22 protein-coding genes and 3 pseudogenes are annotated in these 19269 nt (G+C 34.9%); 4 read left to right on the top strand and 21 right to left on the bottom strand.

All coding sequences use genetic code 11. The features are described 5' to 3' along the window. Positions 1-3: 3 nt before the first annotated feature. The 11 genes from cpu_RS09330 to cpu_RS09285 all read right to left on the bottom strand — a co-directional run bounded on the left by cpu_RS09330 (position 4) and on the right by cpu_RS09285 (position 9190). Entirely contained in the window at positions 4-2172 is a 2169-nt protein-coding gene (locus tag cpu_RS09330; protein ID WP_075859741.1) for a CRISPR-associated helicase/endonuclease Cas3, read from the bottom strand. Further along, positions 2150-2791 carry a type I-B CRISPR-associated protein Cas5b gene (gene cas5b / locus cpu_RS09325; protein WP_075859740.1) on the bottom strand — a complete coding sequence of 214 codons (642 nt, stop codon included), beginning with the start codon at positions 2789-2791 and terminating at the stop codon, positions 2150-2152. The genes cpu_RS09330 and cas5b overlap by 23 nt, the downstream gene beginning before the upstream one ends. Before the next feature lie 2 nt (positions 2792-2793). Beyond that, positions 2794-3789: a type I-B CRISPR-associated protein Cas7/Cst2/DevR gene (gene cas7i, locus cpu_RS09320; RefSeq protein WP_075859739.1), complete on the bottom strand. Its 996-nt coding sequence runs from the start codon at positions 3787-3789 to the stop codon at positions 2794-2796. Continuing rightward, on the bottom strand, positions 3786-5111 hold the full coding sequence (gene cas8a1 / locus cpu_RS09315) for a type I-B CRISPR-associated protein Cas8b1/Cst1 (RefSeq protein WP_075859738.1): 1326 nt from the start codon (positions 5109-5111) through the stop codon (positions 3786-3788). Before cas8a1 ends, cas7i begins: the two co-directional genes overlap by 4 nt. Positions 5112-5125: 14 nt before the next feature. Further along, positions 5126-5668: a CRISPR-associated protein Cas4 gene (gene cas4, locus cpu_RS09310; protein WP_077177283.1), complete on the bottom strand. Its 543-nt coding sequence runs from the start codon at positions 5666-5668 to the stop codon at positions 5126-5128. Between the two features lie 430 nt (positions 5669-6098). Beyond that, positions 6099-6254, bottom strand: a complete 156-nt coding sequence (locus cpu_RS13680; protein ID WP_159433996.1) for a hypothetical protein — start codon at positions 6252-6254, stop codon at positions 6099-6101. A gap of 176 nt (positions 6255-6430) precedes the next feature. Then, positions 6431-6745, bottom strand: a complete 315-nt coding sequence (locus cpu_RS09300) for a hypothetical protein (protein WP_075859736.1) — start codon at positions 6743-6745, stop codon at positions 6431-6433. Positions 6746-7055: 310 nt separating this feature from the next. Continuing rightward, positions 7056-7496, bottom strand: coding sequence for a pyrimidine dimer DNA glycosylase/endonuclease V (locus cpu_RS09295; RefSeq protein WP_200800673.1), 441 nt, complete (start codon positions 7494-7496; stop codon positions 7056-7058). Between the two features lie 450 nt (positions 7497-7946). After that, a complete protein-coding gene (locus cpu_RS13675) occupies positions 7947-8114 on the bottom strand; it encodes a hypothetical protein (protein WP_159433995.1) in 168 nt (55 codons plus the stop codon). A gap of 392 nt (positions 8115-8506) precedes the next feature. Further along, positions 8507-8791, bottom strand: a complete 285-nt coding sequence (locus cpu_RS09290; protein WP_075859735.1) for a hypothetical protein — start codon at positions 8789-8791, stop codon at positions 8507-8509. Positions 8792-8965: 174 nt separating this feature from the next. Continuing rightward, positions 8966-9190, bottom strand: a complete 225-nt coding sequence (locus cpu_RS09285; protein ID WP_075859734.1) for a hypothetical protein — start codon at positions 9188-9190, stop codon at positions 8966-8968. A gap of 458 nt (positions 9191-9648) precedes the next feature. Between cpu_RS09285 and cpu_RS09280 the strand changes: the two genes are divergently transcribed. From cpu_RS09280 to cpu_RS14355, 4 genes and pseudogenes are all read left to right on the top strand, one after another. Further along, positions 9649-9897: a type II toxin-antitoxin system HicA family toxin gene (locus cpu_RS09280; RefSeq protein WP_159433994.1), complete on the top strand. Its 249-nt coding sequence runs from the start codon at positions 9649-9651 to the stop codon at positions 9895-9897. A gap of 19 nt (positions 9898-9916) precedes the next feature. Beyond that, positions 9917-10486, top strand: a complete 570-nt coding sequence (locus cpu_RS09275) for a type II toxin-antitoxin system HicB family antitoxin (RefSeq protein WP_075859732.1) — start codon at positions 9917-9919, stop codon at positions 10484-10486. Continuing rightward, a complete protein-coding gene (locus cpu_RS09270; protein ID WP_075859731.1) occupies positions 10479-10898 on the top strand; it encodes a hypothetical protein in 420 nt (139 codons plus the stop codon). Before cpu_RS09275 ends, cpu_RS09270 begins: the two co-directional genes overlap by 8 nt. A 40-nt stretch (positions 10899-10938) precedes the next feature. Beyond that, positions 10939-11187: pseudogene (locus cpu_RS14355) on the top strand (ATP-binding protein); the annotation flags it as partial. Here the strand turns inward: cpu_RS14355 and cpu_RS09260 are convergent. The 10 genes and pseudogenes from cpu_RS09260 to istB all read right to left on the bottom strand — a co-directional run. Continuing rightward, positions 11125-11709 carry a hypothetical protein gene (locus cpu_RS09260; protein ID WP_075859730.1) on the bottom strand — a complete coding sequence of 195 codons (585 nt, stop codon included), beginning with the start codon at positions 11707-11709 and terminating at the stop codon, positions 11125-11127. The pseudogene cpu_RS14355 and the gene cpu_RS09260 sit on opposite strands and share 63 nt — an antisense overlap. Before the next feature lie 314 nt (positions 11710-12023). Next, on the bottom strand, positions 12024-12503 hold the full coding sequence (locus cpu_RS09255) for a hypothetical protein (protein WP_075859729.1): 480 nt from the start codon (positions 12501-12503) through the stop codon (positions 12024-12026). Positions 12504-12678: 175 nt separating this feature from the next. Then, a pseudogene (locus cpu_RS09250) lies at positions 12679-12871 on the bottom strand (IS21 family transposase); the annotation flags it as partial. An 82-nt stretch (positions 12872-12953) separates the two neighbouring features. Next, the gene (locus cpu_RS09245; protein ID WP_075859728.1) at positions 12954-13328 is read right to left on the bottom strand and encodes an ASCH domain-containing protein; all 375 of its coding nucleotides are present in this window, start codon (positions 13326-13328) and stop codon (positions 12954-12956) included. Further along, positions 13303-14370 carry a GNAT family protein gene (locus tag cpu_RS09240; protein WP_075859727.1) on the bottom strand — a complete coding sequence of 356 codons (1068 nt, stop codon included), beginning with the start codon at positions 14368-14370 and terminating at the stop codon, positions 13303-13305. The genes cpu_RS09245 and cpu_RS09240 overlap by 26 nt, the downstream gene beginning before the upstream one ends. 70 nt (positions 14371-14440) lie before the next feature. After that, positions 14441-16288 (bottom strand): ATP-binding protein, encoded by a 1848-nt coding sequence (locus cpu_RS09235; protein WP_075859726.1) that lies wholly within the window; start codon positions 16286-16288, stop codon positions 14441-14443. 607 nt (positions 16289-16895) lie between these two features. Continuing rightward, positions 16896-17621, bottom strand: coding sequence for an MBL fold metallo-hydrolase (locus cpu_RS09230; RefSeq protein WP_075859725.1), 726 nt, complete (start codon positions 17619-17621; stop codon positions 16896-16898). A gap of 125 nt (positions 17622-17746) precedes the next feature. Continuing rightward, positions 17747-18064 (bottom strand): hypothetical protein, encoded by a 318-nt coding sequence (locus cpu_RS09225; protein ID WP_075859724.1) that lies wholly within the window; start codon positions 18062-18064, stop codon positions 17747-17749. Positions 18065-18151: 87 nt separating this feature from the next. Next, positions 18152-18364 carry a hypothetical protein gene (locus tag cpu_RS09220; RefSeq protein WP_075859723.1) on the bottom strand — a complete coding sequence of 71 codons (213 nt, stop codon included), beginning with the start codon at positions 18362-18364 and terminating at the stop codon, positions 18152-18154. Between the two features lie 485 nt (positions 18365-18849). Beyond that, a pseudogene (gene istB / locus cpu_RS09215) lies at positions 18850-19269 on the bottom strand (IS21-like element ISChy4 family helper ATPase IstB); the annotation flags it as partial.

The raw sequence follows: 19269 nt of genomic DNA, 5'->3' as shown, positions 1-19269 counted from the left end.
CTCCTAAATAAAACTTTCTAAGATGCTTTCCGGTTCATTGAGGATCAACCCCAGCTCATCATCATAGCGACTGCTTACTACCAGACAATCATCCTTGCGATAAATATACCTCTGTTTTTGCAGCTTAAAAAATTGATTAAAGCTTATATTTACTAAATAGCCCATTGCCTCAAAATATTTATCTTGCTCGACTAACTCCTGATACTCCCCAAGATACCGCTCGGGCACTGCTTCTACTGAATTAAAAAGTTTATAGAACCTATCTTCATTTTCTTCAAAAACAACATAAGGATATAGGCAGTCAAGCAGTGCCTGCATACTTTTTTCAACTTCTTTAAAAAGTTCCATTTGCTTTGGTGTAAAACATTGGTCGTAAACTTTATCTATCATCTCCTGAATTTTTGCCTCATAAAGTATATCCACTTCTTTTAATACTTCAATGCTTTTATTTACAAGGTCAGGATAGTAAATATATTGATCCTCCGGACTTCCTGTAGAAAATACATACACTTTTGAAATTCCTTTTTGCCCCTTGCGATTTACCCGACCAAAACGCTGCAGGAGAGCATCCAAAGGTGCCGGCTCGGTAAATAGGACGTCATAATCTATATCGAGGGATACCTCTACCACCTGGGTGGCTACCAGTAAATCAAGGTCCAATAGTTCCCGCTCAATAGCTTCCCGGTGCCGCTGCGTAAAACGTCCATGCAGTAATTTTTTCCGGCAAGAGATATCGGCAAAGTGTTGATACACTTCCTGGGCGCGTTTTACAGTATTTAAAATCACCAGGACTTTTTTACCTTTATTTAAGTATTCTTTAATCTTTTTTATAGAATTAAAGATATCGTAAGGCAAGACTTCTACCCGGTGGCGGGTAAATCGGTTTAGTTCATCGGAGGTCAATGTTACTTCCTGTGATATTGCTAACTTTTCCTGAATAAGATTTTTTAAAAAAGTGGGGATTGTTGCCGACATTACCAAGATGCGTACATTAAAGTGGTCCTGGAGGAATTTTAAAGAAGTCAAAAGCAAGGCTGTAGTCCTGGGGTCGTAAGCATGGATCTCATCAATAATTATTTTAGCTTCTAAAAGCTCTGCTAAATTCATTTCAAAGCCTTTTACCCCGAAAAAAGCTTTAATTAACTGAAACGGTGTCATAATTTTCAAAGGTTTTAATATTTTCCGGTTTAAATCTTTCAGGTCGCGAATTCTCTGTATGTCATCTTCCCCGAATTTTTTATAAAGATAATACTGGGCTTTCCCATGCAAAAAGCCTACTTTTTCTTCTCCAAATTTTTCTTTTAATCGATCATACATAGCATTGATGCTGGCAGTATAAGGTAAGATATAAAATACCCGGTCGCCTTCCCCGGGCTTTTGGTTGGCCTCACTCCAAAATAAAGCAGCTTCGGTTTTACCGGAACCGGTTGGGGCAGTGAGCATTAAACTTCCTTTAAATTCCCGGCAAAACTTTTGGGTGGAGTAGAGGTTTTGAAATTTATATACCCTGGATGGTGCGGGAAAATTTTCAATAGAATCTTTTCCTGCCGACGCCAGATGGTCGGCAGCCATTAAAAACCCGCGTCCTAATATCCCACGGATTTTTTCTTTAGCCTCTATTTTTTTCTCCATGCGTACATTCTTAAGCATTTTTTTTAATGTTTTAAAAAGTAATTTATTGTCTGCCAAATTGTCTTTTAAGTTAAATTCATCACCAAACATCTCCCGAAATTTCCTTTTACCTTCTTCAAGAAAAGAAATTAGTTCTTTTTCTACCGGTTTAATTTCTTTTAAACGGTCATTATAAGTTTCCTCATCGAAGTATTTTTCCTGAAGCTCTCTTAGGTCTTTATGATGGGTAACAATCCACAAATGGATATCTTCTAAATCATTGTCATTATACGGCAGAAGATTTACAAAGTGGGTAGAAAGCAGTTCATGGCGATAGCCCCAGCGCTTTCCTTTGGGTTTTAATTGTTCTTGAAACCCCGTCGCTCCTTTGCCAAAATCATGAAGAAACACCGCCCAGAAAAGCTTTTGGAAAAAAAGGGGATCCCCGGCATACGCCGGGGCATTTTGGTAAATTTCCCTAAGACTCTTAAAGACTTTAAACGCTTTTTCGGTATGCTCTTTTAAACTTTCATCGGGCTTAGCAAAAATATTCTGGATCATATAAATACACCCCATAATCCTCATCAGGATCTAAATAAAGATTTTTTTCATCCCTTACCTGACACTCCCGGTCAATAATAATAAACTTCTCGGTTTTAAGCCTTTTTCTGGGATATCCACCATCAAAGATTACCGGCAGGGAAACAAGCGGCCCAACAGCTCCTTGGACGCCAACCGGTACCAAGCAGCCTTTCAAGGTAGCTTTGTCTACTTTAGCAAGTTCGATTTCGTCGATACCCGCAACCCAGGCTAAATCCTGGCTACGCCCTAAAAGCAGCTGATAAACAGGTTTTTTAAAGAGCGACTGCAGGTTTAGATCCGTAAGATATAAGGTAAGTTCCGGTTCAAAGAGAAATTCCCGCCGCCAAACATTGGTTTTGAAAGAAAGTTTTTCGCCTATTTCATAAGCCGTTTCCAGGTCTACCGCCCGGGCTTGGTAGCTAAAATTATAACCTAAGCCAAAATTAACTCGCCGGATAACTTCCCCGGCAGCTGCAGAAATTAAGCCTAATACGGTAGAAAGGGGCGGTACCGTCAGGGTGGGTTGGTAGCCGCTGATAAATAGAGGGTAGCGAAAAGAGGCGGTTAATCCCTTTATCTTAATTTTTAAGGCTTTCATGCCTATCTCCCCAAATAATAATTTTCCACTTCCCCGGCAAAGCGTTCGATCATTTGTTTTACTGTTCCTACTTCGATTCTGTTAAAGCCTTTGGCCGCCATCCGGTTTTTAAACTCCGCTAAATCCACTTCATCCATAAAGCCGGTAGCTTTGCCTAAATATACATTAGAAATTATGCTTTCCTGATAATCTAAAAGCACCTCTTCTAAATAATCAAGGTTAATGATGGGCTTACCGTCTTTTTCTCCGGACAAGTTCATTAAAAGGTGGTTACCGCCGTCTAAGATAAGGAGAGCTACAAATTTTGGTGATACATCGGTTAAATGCAGAGTTTGTTTGGCTCCCCCGAAAAGATAGGCTAAAGCTAATAAAGCTTCTTTCGCCCGTTTAGCCCGCTCTTCGGCTGCCAACACCGCTTCCCCGTCAATGACCGTAGCGTTGTATTCATTGGCCTTCTCCAAAAGTTCGGGGCTAATATTTTTAAAGCCGGTTTTATTTACCGTGGTAAAGCGACCAACGCTATCTAAATCTAAGGCAAAAATACCTTTTAAAACCGTGGAATAGAACTGATGCTCATAGGGAACAGGATCACCTTCGTGCCGGGCCATTACCCCGAAATCATCTACCGGCTTAAAGGGCACTACCGATACCAGCGGGGAACATTTTAGAGGTGATAACCGGGTGAATGTATCCTTTTTCTCAGCCCGCATGTAACCAAAAACATCATCGTCATAATACTTAAAGGGATTGTTTTCGGTAAAAGCCGTTTTTGATTCACGGGCAATCGGGGACATTGGCCAGTTAAATTTGTTTGCTAAAACATCCCGCCACCAGTAGCGCCAAGCTTGGGCCGATACATAGGGATAAATATCCCGGCCTTTTCGAATGGTTTTAACCGCTATGGTATTTTCCGTTCTTGCGCCTACATCGCTCCCGGCATTGTTTAAGGCCGAATGAGGAGCATCAATTAAAACAAATCCAAGGCAGTGCTTTCTCATTCTTTTTCCTCCTCCTCAGTAAATTCTAAAGGTTTATCGGTAAGCCATCCCGATAAAGTTTCGTAGATTCTAAAAAGCAGGAGATCCCGGGTTTCTTTCCAGTTTTGCGGCCCTTCGGGAAAAAGGTCTTCCATATATTCATCTAAGGTAAATAAAGGCGTTGAAACCCCTTTCTCAAACCGTTTCCTGTAAATTATCCTTAATTGATTGCGAAATTCATCGTAACTATTGGCTTTTTCTAAAAGGAAAAGTCTTCTCGTATCATCGGTTTCTTTGATATACCTTGCAAGCTCGTCCCCCACGCGCTTAATGGTTTCAATGCGTTTTTCCATGTAACCTCTCACCTCCTTTAAATATAGAGATAGAAATTCAAAATTGCCGGTGATAGTGCGATTCTGAGGATTGACAAAGTAGGAAACAACGCTTTCCTCGTTTAAAAGTTTGTTAAGGACTTCGTTGTTTAAATTTTTCTTTTCCTCTTCGGTAGCATTTTCGGCTCTCTTGCCGGTATAGCCTTTGGCTTTTAATTCCTGCCATTCCCGCCAGAAGCCTTTTCTTTTGGCCCGAACGATAAAATAGAAAACCCGGGCAGGAAGGTCGTAGATGGAAAGGTCGGGAGATTGGTTGTAATTGGTAAAATTATAAATTCTAACGGCTATCGGTTCTTCAAATAGGTCTGTAAGATCCCGCACAATCTCTTCGGCGAGAAAAAATACAGCATTTACGGGATTTTTATATCCTTTATCATATATTCCCGTTAGATCCCCCAGGGCAATTTGGCGTTTTACTTCATTAATACATTGGCGCACATAGATATAATTTAACTCCTCACTAACGGAATGCACCAGCATAAACCGCCCTCCGCAGGAAAAAAGAACCAGAGGCATAAACTGAACAAGCATAGCACATAAGGCACAGTAGTTTTCTCCGTCCTCCGCCGCTGGAAAATGATTCCTCAAATCTCTGGTGCCGGTAAGAGGTACATCCGTCTTGGTAAATTTTTTATAGGGTTCACGAACACCACAGCCCGCACAGCCATAGCCGGTATTGAGAGGTTTAATATTCTGTTTTAAATCGGCCATAAATTCCAAATACTTATTTTCTTTTTCTTTGACCGATGGATTAGTAAAAGGATTGTTGGGAAAAACCGAATAGAGATTTTTTCGCCAGCGTTCGCTGTTATAGAGTTTTGATGTGATTTCGGTAATTTCATCTAAATCGTTAAGGTTAAGGTCTTCAAGCGATTTTTTGCAATTCCATGCTAAGAGAGCCAATAAACCCGCATCCACAAAAGGATTGCCGGTAAAGGTAAAATAGCCCACCCTCTCACCTCCTTTCAAGCGTAACAAAATTCAAAATAAGCACATTTTTTGCAAAAACTTAATTTTCTGATTTTTTCCGGTGGAAACATTTCCTTTTTTAACTGAATAATTTCGGCAATTATTTGGGATAACTTTTTTTCCACTTCTGCGGTTAAGACTACTTCCTTTCGCTTCTTTTCTTTGGGAAATAAAAGGATGCCTTTAACTGCGGAAAATCCTTTTCGTTTTAAATAATAAAGGTAGTAGTACAGCTGCCATAAATGAGCTTCTTCCATTTTTGATGATAATTTTACCTCGCAAACCGCCCCATCTTCTAAAAGATCAATTTTTACAGAACCTATTTCCAATTCTTTCTTAAAACGCCGATAGGACTCTTCGTGAACGAATCGACCAAGCTCTACCCGGTCATGGACCCTTTCCTGACGGATATATCGAGCATATAGCCAGAGTTTTCGTGGACAAACTGTATAGTAATTTACCTCAAGTCCTCCAAGTTCAATATCATTTATATCGTCCAACATATTTTCACCTTTTAAAAAGATTGTTTTTTCAGCCATTTTTATATACCCAGGAAAAATATTAAAATTAGTCGACCAAAAAATTTTCCAAAATATTTTACTTTTCTGGTAAAAACGCTATGAAATACTGACGGAAAATATAGCGAAGCATTACCCCGCTAATAAAACAGTACCTTTTTTCCCCAGAAATTACGATCCTCGAGTCTTTTGGATTTTTAAAAATTTTAAAAGGCATTTTTTGTATAAATGAACTTTTGGTAAACTTTTTAGTCCTCGTATTTTTAATAAACACCCGCCTCTTGGTTCAATTAAGAATAAAAAAATAAAATAAGAAACCTACTTAACTAAATATTTACAATAGAAATAAAAATTTGTCAATACCTAAAAAACCCAATTTTGGTTCAATTAAAAAACTACAAGGGTAAATAATCACCCTCCTCTATTTCCATCCCATTATGGTTCTATTAAACTACACTTTTAATTTAATCAGATTTATAAGGTTACTGTCAAGAATTCCATGGATTTCTACTTTATCTTCAGTGACCACGTAAAGCTTCAAATAACTTTTTACCGGTAATACTCTATCTTCTGCATCTAGGGATTTAATCGGCTGATATACCAGCATCTACCTTATTAGCAAGTCTTGACCTTAAATCAGAAAATACTTCATCAGCGGTCAAAAATTAAAAGTCCGTTATAACGAATAGGGACAATTTGCGCATCTTCAGGGATAAAGATGCCCCTTTTGCAAGCATTCCAAGATTTTAACTGACAAAGTCGGGGCAGGTCTTTTTTAATAATTTACGGCTTTATTCTTTTCAGATTAAAAATATCGGCATCGTGGTTTGCAAGCTTAAACAGGGCATAGTCTAATTTTTCGGTATGTTCTTTAAGAGTTTCTTTTACTTCCTGCATATCCTTTTTTAAGGTAGCAACATCACTTTTAAGTTCGGCAACATCACTTTTTAATACATCTACATCCTGTCTTAGTTCCTTCATGTCACTTCTTAATTCTTCAATGGCGGCATTGTTGTTTCCTACAATGCGAATTAATTCGGTAAGCATATTAGTTATCTGGTCTAAACGGGCTTCAATTTTAGCTTGGTCAACAGACATAAAATCACCACCTGAGATTATGGTATCTTCAAGAAAATCATAACATATTTTTAAAACTTTTTAAATGAACTTGCCTAAATCTTTTTAGACGAAGATGTAGGGACAATTTGCGCATCTTCAGGGATAAAGATGCCCATTTTTCAAGGGTTACAGGATTTTAACTGACAAAGTCGGGGAGATAGGTGAGGCTGAAAGCGCCCACTTCTGTTTATATACTCATTATATCTGTCGATAATCTGATCGTTACCTTGTTACCATGGATGTAACCGAAAAATCGTAAAGAACTTTTCACAGGTAACAGTAAATTTACCTATTTATTCATTTTTTCCCATCCTTCCACTTCTCCAGGAATTATTTTAAAAACTGGATTTACAGAAATTTCGGTTGTGTTTTTTATTTTGCTGTACCGATTTTTATCCCTTATAATAAGTTTATTTAACAGATGTTCAAATTCGTATTTTATCTGTCCAATAGTAACAGGGATTGGAGGAAGGAAGTTTACTACCTCAATTTTGCTTTGGTCAAAATTATAACCTCTACTTTTCGCTTCTAAATAAACTTGATAAAGATAAGCGTTTAGATAAAGCAAGGGATATGTAGATTTTTTAAATCTTTCAAGTTGAGGATGATTTCTGTATCCTTTTGTCTTTCCTTCTAAAACCTTTTTAGCAAGAAGTCCCTCTCTCCAGAGGGCAAGCAACCCTTTTGTATCAAGATATTTTGGATGTATAGACCATAAACGCATTTTCATCTACCTTTCCTTCTTTTTTGCCTTTTAGAATACCCAGAAAAAATTTAAATGCTTCATTTTCAGAAATCAGCGTTTGCTGGGCAACCTGTGATGGCAAAAGTCTATAGTTCTCGTTCTCTTTCACAAGATGTTATTTTGCAAATTATCTTCTCAGAAATCCCCAGAAATTTTTCAAAATAAATCAGCGGCTTAGCCTTTTTAGACCCCAAATATTTTGCTATAATTTTTACAAAATATTTGGGGTGATTTATTTTGATGACTTTTTATGATTTTAAGAAATATAGGCAAAAGAAAAATGTTTTTTAGAATTAACTTTAATGTTACCAAGGGGAGTACTAAACCTTATAAAAAAACGATACTTTCTCCTTTAAAATGAGAAAAACTTAACTCCACGTATTGTTCAGTAAACACATCTTTTATAATCACCAAAGACACCCCCAACAATAAAATTTATTTCCCTTCACTCAAGGCAGGGTCATCGGGAAAGCGAGCTTCAAAATGGGAAGCCGAGAATACACCATATTCAAGAACAGACTTCCATATACCGCTGATGCCCTTAATACCACGGGTGCTCTTGTTCCTGTCTCCAATGTAAAAATACTCTCGCTCTCCAGACATCGTCATCACTCCATATTGAATAGAGTCAAGGGATCAGAAAGGGGAGAGGGACTTGTTTTTTGCACACTAAATGGAATGAACGGTATGGGGTCGCCGGGAACGATCAGATCAATGATTACGAGAGTCTATACTCCTATGCCAGGAACCGGCCTGCCAGTATAGGCGGGACAGCCATGGCGCAGGCGCTCCCCGCCACCAGGAGCGCCTGCCCCGCCGTCCGCAAATCAGAACAAATAGTCGAATGTAGTAACCTACAGCCTTTGCCGTGGAGTAAGAAACGCCGATCCCGTTGAGACCACCTGTGATTTGATTTTCGATAGCTTTCAGCAGAACATCTGCCAGGTCGGCAAGTTATCCACTTTATCGGCGATTTCGCTGCGCAGGTTTGAACATTAACCCTTTTTTCTTGATTTTTTGTTAAACAGCTTTAAGATAGGCATCCCGGGTGCATCTTTAGCGAGAGCCTCAAAAATCCGTTCCAAGTCCTCTTCGCCTCTGGTTGGCACGAGATACTTGAAGACCTCTACCAAGCGTTCGCGGGCCAGTTTGGGTTCGGCCCAAAGCCTGTCATGGTTATCAGGTATCCAGCGCATGAACTGCTTGAAACCCTCATATTCTTCTTCACTGAACTCGCTAAGAACGCGGTCCAAGTTAGGGGTACCGCCGGATACGCTCATGTTAGAGCAACCCCCACTTTTTCTTAACCGATTTCATCTGAATACCTCCTCGTTCACTTTAGTTCTTTAATTCACCAAGTCCTGCAATAAATGGATGCCGCCTGAATTTTGAAATTTCCCCTGCCATCATTTTTCCCTTCTCAACCCAACCGGTCAACCAAATACCCGCAAAATCTACCGCCCTATCTTAACCAATGCCACCTCCTCGCCTTCCTTTTCTTCCGCTACCTGCAAATTTATCCTGTAAAGTAACATATAGCAACAAAAAACGCAACGGGTATTTTTTGTAGATTTTAGTCGAACTGTCCAGCAAACAGGGTCAAAAATTTTGAACAGACACCGTAGCCGCTCCTTCCGGCGGGCCCTCTCCAAACTGCAGACCCGCAAACCGTTACGCACCCCAGTCCCTCCAAGCTTTCCACCCCAAAAAGGTTAGATTAAAACCTAATTAACAACTTTTATGATTGTTTTCTCTAAGACTATCAAAGGGTAACGGCAAAAAATTCGAAAGTTTAGCGCACAAAACATAAAACCCCTGGTCTTCAAGGTAAACCAAGGGGTTTTTTATACTGGTACGATTGCAAATTCAGGATATTGGCTCCATACTTTCCCGTCCATTAATCTTCCTTTCGCGTCCGCCCCATTGCTTAAAAAAACTGTTAAAAACAAAACAACTCCTTCCTGTAACACTATTCCTTATACTCCGGTATTACCAGCATTTTCTATTGTTAAGAGGTGGTTGCTAAAGAAGCAACAAATACTTACTTTAACTTGATTTATTAGTATGACCGTGTTATTGTATTATAGTAGTGGTATCAAATATGGTGGCATGTGAAATTTTTATGGGGGAGAGTTGGGTGTCAAAAATAAAGAAGCGGTTCCAAAGAATACTTAATAATCCAACTGAAGCTAAATGGGATCAGCTCAAAACAATTTTGGAACATTACGGTTGTTATATCGTAAAAGGTTCTAAGGGAAGTCACTGGGTAGTATATCATCCGGAAGACATGGAAAATAATGTTACCGTTCCTGTACATAATAATAGAGTGAAAGCAGTATATATTAGAAAGCTTATACAACTTCTTGAAAATATTATTGATGATTAGTTGAAAGGAGGTTAAAATTATGGATTTTGATAAAACTTTGGAATTTTTCATGAACCAGGATTATCCTATTGTTTTACGGAAGCTTTCTCCGGAAGATGGAGGTGGCTGGCTTGCAGAAATTCCTGATTTACCGGGTTGCATGTCCGATGGGGAAACTCCAGAGGAAGCACTTGCAAATGTTAATGACGCTAAACTTTCTTGGCTTGAAGTTGCTATTAAACGAGGACAAAAAATTCCTTTGCCTGAAAAAGATAGCGATGAATACAGCGGGAAATTTACTTTAAGAATGCCTAAATCATTGCATAAACAATTAGTCCGATACGCTAAAAAAGAGGGAGTAAGCCTAAATCAATTTATTTTATCTTTGTTATCTTTTAACTTTGGAAAGTTGACAGAAAGGTCAAAGACAAAACGTGATATTTCAGGATACTATTATTATCGAAAAGAAGATTATCTGCCAAAAAACTCTTATGTGAAGTATGATGAGCTATGGCCAGCAAGAAACAGAAATGTTTTTTCGTCTCTCGAGAACATAGAGTTTTCTGGGAATATGACAGTATCAGAAAAAATGGAGGAAAGCTATGAGTAAATTAAAATATTCTTTAAGAACAATAAAGATTCAAGAAATTAATGCTTACTTAACTAAAGAAACTAACGAAAATTCAAAAGGAAGCAAAAAGTTTAGTTTAAAAAGAGAAAAACCATCAATTAATATTGAAGTTTTAAGCGATAAGAAGTTTATAGTTAAGGTATCTGAAAAAATTAGTTTTGTCCCGGATTTACTTGCTTTTAAACTGGAGGTTATTGGTTATTATTCTGCTAATGCGTTAGTAAATGAAGAAGAATTGGAAAAAGATAAGAACTATTTAGCAGAACCATTATTCCCGTTTATTTCTCTAGTGGTTGGATTTATAACAGAAAAAATGCTTAATGGGCCACCTTTGATACTGCCCCCTTTTAATCCATATGAAGAAGACGATAACGAAAATTCCCCGGATTGATTCCGGGAATTTTTCTTTTTTATGAAGGAACTGGAACACAGTTTTTTTTGATAATCGGCTGGCAGCAGCCGCGATAGACCACCTTATCCACCATGCTCATATCCTTGTGTTTAAAGGTGAGAGTTATAGATTTAAAAACGCCCTCTCAAACTGTTATATTTTACCTCTTATGTATCTTTTTGTGCTGGCAATGGCCGATATTTTTTCTGCAGTTTTCTTTGCCGTTTTATGTATTTTTATATTGCCAAACACACTTAAACCGTTTTTTAACTACTTGAGATATACCTGATATTTCATTAATTAATGTATTCCAAATACTTCTATCTATTAACTTGTCAAATTTTGCTTTTAATCTATCAATGTTACTTGAAATTGTATCATTCCATATAATTTTATTAGTTAAATCTGGAGTCAGGTAAGAAACTTGTCCTTCATTCACATAAGGAAAGAACAGATTATAAATAATATTTTCTATTTTTAATCTTTCATCTTCGCAATCCCTTAATTTTCCATTGCCTAAAATTTTTGAATAGATTTTATATATTTTAGCCTCTCCATACTTTAATATTTGTTTTATTTCTTCTTCTGTAATTTTATTTATATCATAGGGGAAAGCATCTAAAATTAAAACACCCCAATATGGAGATAATATTAAAAATGAATGTTCATCATAACTAGCATCATCTATTTCTGATGATGGGTGATTATAAAAACAAAAACCATCTATTTCATTTAAAACTTCTTTCAATCTTTTAATTACCTGGCCTTCAAAGGAATACTCAGTCTGCAATTCAGAAATTATAAATTCCATCTATTTTTTCTCTCCCTTCATAATGAATTATGTTAAACTAATAGGCTGACCCCCAAAATATGGAGATTCCACTTTTATTAATTTGTGTCCTTTTAGCAAGTTATCCTCGCCTAACACTCATAACATACTTCAAAACAAAACAGTTGAAAAAACTTTTTATCCCCCAAATATTTTGCTATAATTCTTGCAAAATGTTTGGAGCAATTTATTTTGATAATTTTTTACGATTTTATCTTTTTATGCTAGCAATGGCCAATATTTTATCTGGATTTTTCTTTGCCGTTTTATGTTTTTATATTGCCAAACACAGTTTTCTAAGTTAAATTTCTCTTTTTTTCATTTATCCAATGCACTATTAATGAAATAAAAAATAATACTATTCCATAGTACAAACCAAAAAAAATATATAATTTATAAGTAGCATAAATTACTAGCGACCACATACTTACAACTCCACCATAAATACTAAAAATACGAATAAACATGTAATCCTTAAACAATGTATAAGCAACCAAAACTACTATCATTGATGCCAAAAATGTTAATACCGTTAAGTCTATCCAGGCAATTTCATATTCTTGTAGGAAGTTTAAAATAGTTTTATTGTATTCTAATATTCTATCTAAATTTGATTGAGTAAATGCTGTGTTATCAATTTTTATTACAAAATCAAATATTGAATTCAAAACAAAATAATAGATTGCAATTACCCATAATAATTGCAATAGCGTATATTCATTTAATTTAAAAACAAAATTTTTAATATAGTCTGCAAAAATGGCAAATACCTCCATATTTACAATCTAACCTCTCCTGTATAAAGCATTTATTTTTATCTTTTTAGATCGCTGTAATTTTCTTTTTTTCTAATTTTTTTAATAGATTTTCATAACTTGTTTTATACATCTCTAACTCATTTGATAATTTATGAATTTGATCCTGTATATTTTTATTATCTAAATTAATAATGAATTGTCTTACATAGTCCCTTAAAATAGTGCGACCTCCGGTGTAGCCTTCTTCTTTGATTCTTTCGTAAATGACTTCGCAGTTGAATATCCCAGATTTATGAGCTCTTGAATGGTATCTTTGTATGGGTCGAGTTTTTAACCTTTTTGGGATGGGGCTTCCTTTCGGGAATACCCTCTGCTCTGAGGTATTTGGTCAATTATACACTGGCGGTGACATTAGTTTACTTCTTTTTTATTAAAATATCAGTAACTTCGTTATAGTAATAATTGGCTTTAATCAATGTAAATAAACGACTGGGGAGCGAAATCTATTCCAAGGGTCTTTAATTCTATAGGTGTATTATATTTTCTTATATCTCTAAGTTTATATGCTATCGCTTTTTTACGACCTTTAAAATAATCTTCGAAAAACTCTCTATTTATACCAGCAAAATCTTTTGTAATTTCCCAGACAATATGGGGTTCGTCAATAATTATTTCCTCAATATTAGCCTCACCAACAATCATTTTTATTGGGTGAGTTGAGTAAATTAATATTTTTTCTATATTTTTCCGTTTAAATATTGTTTTCCTGTATTCATATTTCTTTATGCCACTAAATATTTTTTCAACATGTTTTGGATTAATCGATAATAGTATTTTGCACATTTTTACCACCTAATTCTAATATTTTTAAAAATTGTTCACGTGACAATCTAATATTATATGGATGTCCTTCAAATAAGCCCATATCTTTTAATTTTTTAAAAGTTATGTTTTTTCCCTTACCAAAAAATCCATTATATATCATTTCAATTACTACTATATTCTCTTGGGTATCATAAAACTCCTCTAATTGGTCATTTGTAAAAACAGTTTTATTTTTTGTAATCAATATAAAATCATTTAAATCTGTTAATTTTCTTCCGTACTTTTTAATATATTTAATTTTAGTAAGAGTGCAATATGATGTGGCAACTGATTTATACTGCCTATTTTCACCTGTATGTATCCTATATATTATTACCGGTTCTCCCTCCCTATGGTGAAGTTCACCATAGGGAAAACCTATATAGACTTTTGTAATTCCATTTGCGGCAGCAATTTCCTCAAAATCCTGTTTAGTATTATATAACTCTGAAAAAGGAAACAAAGTATCATGATAATAATCATAAATTGGTATATAACCAGCCTTTGTAAAATTTGCGTTAAGGTATGGAAATGCAGTATAAGGATTTATAGTTTCAAAATTCTTTTTATTTTTTATATATACAAATTCTCCCCGGTGATTCATCCCTACATTTTTGAAACCAAATTTTTCAATTAGTTCAATAAGCACTTTATGCTTTGGAAATATTGTTAAATATATTTCTTCAGCATCTGATTCCTGCCATTTCCATAATGCTACGCCTAAAGCGCCTTCTCCAAGTCTTTGTCCTTGTACTCTATCATCAAGTTTAAAAGTACCAATTTTAATTCTTTTCTTTTGAGGAAGAACTTTATCATTAATTCTAATTTCCTCTTCCTCATCCTTAAAATAAATAAAAGCACAAATACCCCACTCATCTTTGTAAACAAACGCCTTCTCATTATTTTGCACTTTCTTTAAAAACCATTCTGGAAATTCTTCATAATCTTCCTTCAATGACTCAAAAAACGGATCAGCTAAAGCACACTCAGAAAACGGCAGCCATTCAAATTTTCTAATCAACTATACCTCCTCCTATTTCCTATTTTCACAATAATTAAAGAAAAGCAACGTCACTTTATCAGTCAATCGCTTAAGGATTCTGTAAAACTTTACTGCAAAGTTCATTAATTTTTTCAAACCAACTTTTTACCTCATCCCAAGCATTTAAATCTTCAAGATGTTTTTTAGTTATTTCCTTAGAGCATTTACAACAAAGTTTCATTTTTATATCCTTTTCTTTCATATTTGGAATTTTATTTTGAATTTTTTTCGGAATATCCTCGTAGTCCCAATTTTCAACATCACTTAAATCAATATTAAATTCTTTTTCGACAATTTCCTTAGGGATGTAATTTTCTATTTCTCTTTTTTCTGTTAACCTGCCACAAGATCCATCATTCCTGGAATTTACTTCTTCGATTTGCTTTTTATACTGTTCATTTGTGTCTCTATCATATAAATGAAATTCAATTGCATTAGTGTTTTTCAAAGCATATCTATTTATCCAATCTTTTAAATTTGCCCCACGCATTGGAATTATGCTTAGAATACCTGCTTCTATTTTTGATTCTATATCGATTATTTCTTTCAATTCTGGTATATTTTGGTTAATATTTAATAAAAATTTTTCATCGGTTTCTCCCTCTACACAAACAATTACTTTAGCAATCTCGGGCAAAAGCCCCATATTTTTAATAATTTTATCCGCAACTTCAACATCGAAATTTTTAACATTTGAACTATACTCTTTTTGTTCAATATATCGAATTGAACTTGTTTCTAATAACCGTATCAACGCTGGGCTATGCGTGGTAATTAAAACTTGGATGTTTGGATATTCAGATAATTCTAAAAGTTGCTCAATTAATTTTTTTTGTAAATCTGGATGTAAAGACGTTTCAGGCTCTTCAATCGCATATATAGTTGAAGCTAAATTTTTATCTCTCTTCAATCTTTCAACCTCTGCAGTAAAGAAGCTTAATAACACTATACGTCGAATACCACTACCCCGTTTATTTAGAGGTACTTCGTCAGTTTTGAAACCTATTGATTTATATACACTTGACCATTTTAACTTATCAATCCCAGGTATCTCTGGCTCTAAATTAAAGTTAGAATCTGGTGAAAAATTTTTAAAATAATCTATTGTTTCTTGGGCGATTTTACTAATTTTCTCGTTTACCTTCTTTGCAATACTCTCAAGATTTTGCTTGACCTCTTCTTCATTAAAGATTTGTTCAATTGCCACTTTAAGAGGATCTTGTACTTCTTCATCTTGGTCCAAATTTTTCCTATCAGAATGGAAAAGGGCATATAAAGGTAAATAGTCTGAAAGCTTTTCCCAAATTTTCTTTGCATCTTCGCTATCAACTTTTACTTCTATTTCATCTAACCTCAACTCACCGTCTTTTTGTTGATAATATTTTCTTATAGCCTTTCGCAGAACTGCTGACTTACGCTTATCTTCACAATCAATGTTATTTTCTTCAACAAATTTTCTTAAATCATTTATTTTCTTTCTCAAAATATCTTGCAAATAATCATCATTGGCAGGATGGTAACATTTTAAAGCTGTTTCTTGTAGTTTTGCATTTTTAAATGTCTTCCAAATTTCTAAATTGTTATTTCGATTCAATAAATATTCGTCTTTCAAATTGGTGGGATTAGTCTCATCGATAATTAATTCTTCAGGATAGTTTGTAAGCTCTATCCCTATTCTAAAAAAATCCTTACCTTCACTTGCTGTTTTCACATTCAGATCATTTTTATCAATCTTAACATTCCCTTTTCCTTCATTAAAAAAAATATCTAAAGCCTCAAAAATAGATGACTTTCCAGCATCATTTTTACCAATAAATGCCGTAAAATCTGATATATCAACTTCATGTAATCCATAATAACCTCTAAAATCTTCTAAAAAAATTTTAATTAATTTCATATTCATCACCCCATTTCTTTGTTATTACCAAAAGTTTAAGAAATTTTTAGTACATAACATTTTTTAGATTGATATTACTTATTTTTTATACTTCTTAACTCTACATTTTTTAAATGCTGTGTCCTTATCTTATCATTATCATATTTAATTCATTTGAAATAATAAGATTTTTGTTTGCTCCTAAAATATCAATAACAACTTCAATATGAGGATGGCCATATCTATTTGAAAATCCTGATGATGAAATCCAAAACTCACAATTTCTAAAATCTTCAATCAATTTTCTATTCCAGTTTCCCCTTGAACCATGATGGGGTAAAGTAATTAAAGAAACATTTTCTTTGGGAATGTTAAATTTTGAAATATCAAATTTTGAAACGTCTTCATTGAACCTTTTTAAAAATGAATAATAGTTTTCCTCACGTTTAACATTTGCATCGCCAAATAATATTTGGGCAGAAAAATTAAAAACTTCATGCCAACAACAACAAATATAGTTGCAGCAAAATTTGCAATTATTCCATGCGTTATTACATCCAATAAACCCATAGCTTTTAGTATAATCCGCAGGATAATGTAATAAAACTAAACTTGTCCAATTTAGATCTTATACTACTTTTTGATAACATTCTTTTAATTTTTTGCGGTTTTCATTATCTAAAATTAAATCTTTTATGTTTTCTATATTATATAATTTTTCTCGTTTTAATTCACTCTTAAATTTTTGCATTATTTCAATATTTACTTCAAAACAATGTAAGTTAAATACCCAAATGTTACGATACTCTATCTTTCCGTAATGATTATAAATATCGACTTTCAAACTTTTTAAATTATTTTCAAAAGCTTTTCTAGATTTAATCAGCTTTATTGATAATTTGCTATCATGGTCACCAAATTGATTATCAGAATTTTCCCAATAATCATCATTTTCTGCTGTTACATAAATGATTCGTTTAACCCCATGTCCTTCAAAATATTGAGTAGGGTTATTTAAAAAATTAAAATACCATTCTTGCTTTAGATAATTCCATCTAACTGCAATCAACAGCCTTTCTTCCAATGCTATGTATGGCAATATCACTGTTTCAATTTCACATTTTTTTAAGAGAAGTTCAAGACCACTAACATGGTCATAATGTAAATGAGATAAAATTAACAAATCTATTCTTATTTTCCCTTTCAAATAGGTTATAAATTCTGTAACTGCCTTTTTGATATTTTTATAATTTTCTGAACCACAATCATAAATGAAATTTAAGTCATTAATTTTTCCTGAATAAAATAATCCTTGTCCTACGTTGTGAAAAATAAATTCGCATAGATTTTGCATAGTAACCTCCTATTTTACCTAATGTTCAACAATTTCTCCCTATGTAAGTTGGAACCAAAATATCTTAAAAAAGGGAAATCAAGTAAGTTATCTTGAAGACGAGATAAATTTATCCATTGCATCTTTTATAGTTTTAATAAAATCATCCCGCGAAAAAGCCTTAAACTTAATTGATACAGCAGTCCTCCATCTTTGTCCCACTGCTCATTCTGAGCTTTTTGTGCGCGATATTCAGAAAAACGATTATAAATGAAATCAAGTAGCTCCTCCCATGTGAGCTGAACAACTGTTTCCTGAAGTTGTTTATTTTTCTCTGAACCGATAGCAAACAACCTCACTCGAAACTGTTGGTCATTATAATAACCATTATGGTAAAGCGCTTCAGCTACTTTTGGTACAATATCTTTTGGAAAAGCACCTAAAGCATAAAGAACTCGGTGCAAATTCTGATCAACCAGTAGGCAATTTTTTCGGGATTTATCTTTAGATCTTTCGTAAACATACCCGGCAACTCCCCTTATACTGACTTTTTAAGTAGATAATTGGTAAAAGAACTCACTTATGCACTCTTGATTTTCTATAATGCCTGCCATTTTGTGGCGATTGTGAAACTCTAAGCCGGCCCGGCGAAAAAAATCCGGAAGTTCCCAGCCTTTCCTGTACCACTCCGTTGAGTCACCACAAATTAACTCGGCAAGTGCTTCCAGAGTTTTCTCATCAAGTGGTTTCAACGTCTTATCCACTTGAGGTCCCTCCAATCCATATTTCCCTTGGCCTAAGCCATTTTGTATTCCTGTAACCACCTTCAATTTTTTATAATTTTTTTACAATTTATTCTACATTATTTTTCCGATTCCTTGTTCTGTTTTGCCATATTTTGTCGTTAAAATTTTACATAATTCGACATTTTAAAATTTGCTTTATCTTATAAAAACTTGAGCTGATATTGTTTCCAAAAATAAACTTTCTTAATTTAGCCACTTTCTACAAAATCTCTTTTAAAAAAATTGAGCCGGCAAAAGCCGCCTTAGGCTGGGAGTTAGCGATTGAAGGTTAGAGGCTGGAAAAATAAAAAGCCCCGGGTAATTCCAGGGCTTTTCGCACTTAGATGTTGGTATAGAAGGTCTGGTCGTTGATGTAGGGGTTAATGTTTTATATTGTCAATAGCGGATTTAAATTGACCCATTTTCAACGGTTTTAAATTGACCCACCCTGGCTTTTTTTAAAATTAAGCTTTGACATGTGGATTACCGTAGAGACCGGTTTTTAACCTGTCCTTTAAGCGGTAGCTGTTCCCCCTTATGTTGATTATATGGGCATGGTGTAATAGCCTATCCAACACTGCAGTGGCAAGCACCGGGTCTCCCATGAGCTCCCCCCATTCCCCAAAGCTTTTGTTGCTGGTGAGGATGATGCTCCCCTTTTCATACCGGGCACTTATTAGCTGGAAAAAGAGGTTTGAGCCAAGGCCATCTAAAGGGAGATAGCCCACTTCGTCGATAACAAGGAGCTTGGGCCTAAGTTAGATCCTCATTCGCCTTTCCAACCGGCTTTCTTTATGGGCTGTTTTTAGGTCTTCAATGAGCCTGGAAAGGCTCGTAAAGTAAACTGATATGCCCTGGGACAGGGCTTCTATAGCAAGGGCTAT

The sequence above is a fragment of the Carboxydothermus pertinax genome (assembly GCF_001950255.1).
Taxonomy (GTDB): domain Bacteria; phylum Bacillota; class Z-2901; order Carboxydothermales; family Carboxydothermaceae; genus Carboxydothermus; species Carboxydothermus pertinax.
This window is presented reverse-complemented; position numbering and strand designations above follow the sequence as displayed.

Bases quoted from the DNA above. Each gene is read 5' to 3' on its own strand.
- cpu_RS09330 (WP_075859741.1), bottom strand. From the start codon at position 2,172: ATGATCCAGAATATTTTTGCTAAGCCCGATGAAAGTTTAAAAGAGCAT.
- cas5b (WP_075859740.1), bottom strand. From the start codon at position 2,791: ATGAAAGCCTTAAAAATTAAGATAAAGGGATTAACCGCCTCTTTTCGC.
- cas7i (WP_075859739.1), bottom strand. From the start codon at position 3,789: ATGAGAAAGCACTGCCTTGGATTTGTTTTAATTGATGCTCCTCATTCG.
- cas4 (WP_077177283.1), bottom strand. From the start codon at position 5,668: ATGGCTGAAAAAACAATCTTTTTAAAAGGTGAAAATATGTTGGACGAT.
- cpu_RS13680 (WP_159433996.1), bottom strand. From the start codon at position 6,254: ATGCTGGTATATCAGCCGATTAAATCCCTAGATGCAGAAGATAGAGTA.
- cpu_RS09300 (WP_075859736.1), bottom strand. From the start codon at position 6,745: ATGTCTGTTGACCAAGCTAAAATTGAAGCCCGTTTAGACCAGATAACT.
- cpu_RS09295 (WP_200800673.1), bottom strand. From the start codon at position 7,496: ATGAAAATGCGTTTATGGTCTATACATCCAAAATATCTTGATACAAAA.
- cpu_RS13675 (WP_159433995.1), bottom strand. From the start codon at position 8,114: ATGTCTGGAGAGCGAGAGTATTTTTACATTGGAGACAGGAACAAGAGC.
- cpu_RS09290 (WP_075859735.1), bottom strand. From the start codon at position 8,791: ATGAGCGTATCCGGCGGTACCCCTAACTTGGACCGCGTTCTTAGCGAG.
- cpu_RS09275 (WP_075859732.1), top strand. From the start codon at position 9,917: ATGGATTTTGATAAAACTTTGGAATTTTTCATGAACCAGGATTATCCT.
- cpu_RS09270 (WP_075859731.1), top strand. From the start codon at position 10,479: ATGAGTAAATTAAAATATTCTTTAAGAACAATAAAGATTCAAGAAATT.
- cpu_RS09260 (WP_075859730.1), bottom strand. From the start codon at position 11,709: ATGGAATTTATAATTTCTGAATTGCAGACTGAGTATTCCTTTGAAGGC.
- cpu_RS09255 (WP_075859729.1), bottom strand. From the start codon at position 12,503: ATGGAGGTATTTGCCATTTTTGCAGACTATATTAAAAATTTTGTTTTT.
- cpu_RS09245 (WP_075859728.1), bottom strand. From the start codon at position 13,328: ATGTGCAAAATACTATTATCGATTAATCCAAAACATGTTGAAAAAATA.
- cpu_RS09235 (WP_075859726.1), bottom strand. From the start codon at position 16,288: ATGAAATTAATTAAAATTTTTTTAGAAGATTTTAGAGGTTATTATGGA.
- cpu_RS09230 (WP_075859725.1), bottom strand. From the start codon at position 17,621: ATGCAAAATCTATGCGAATTTATTTTTCACAACGTAGGACAAGGATTA.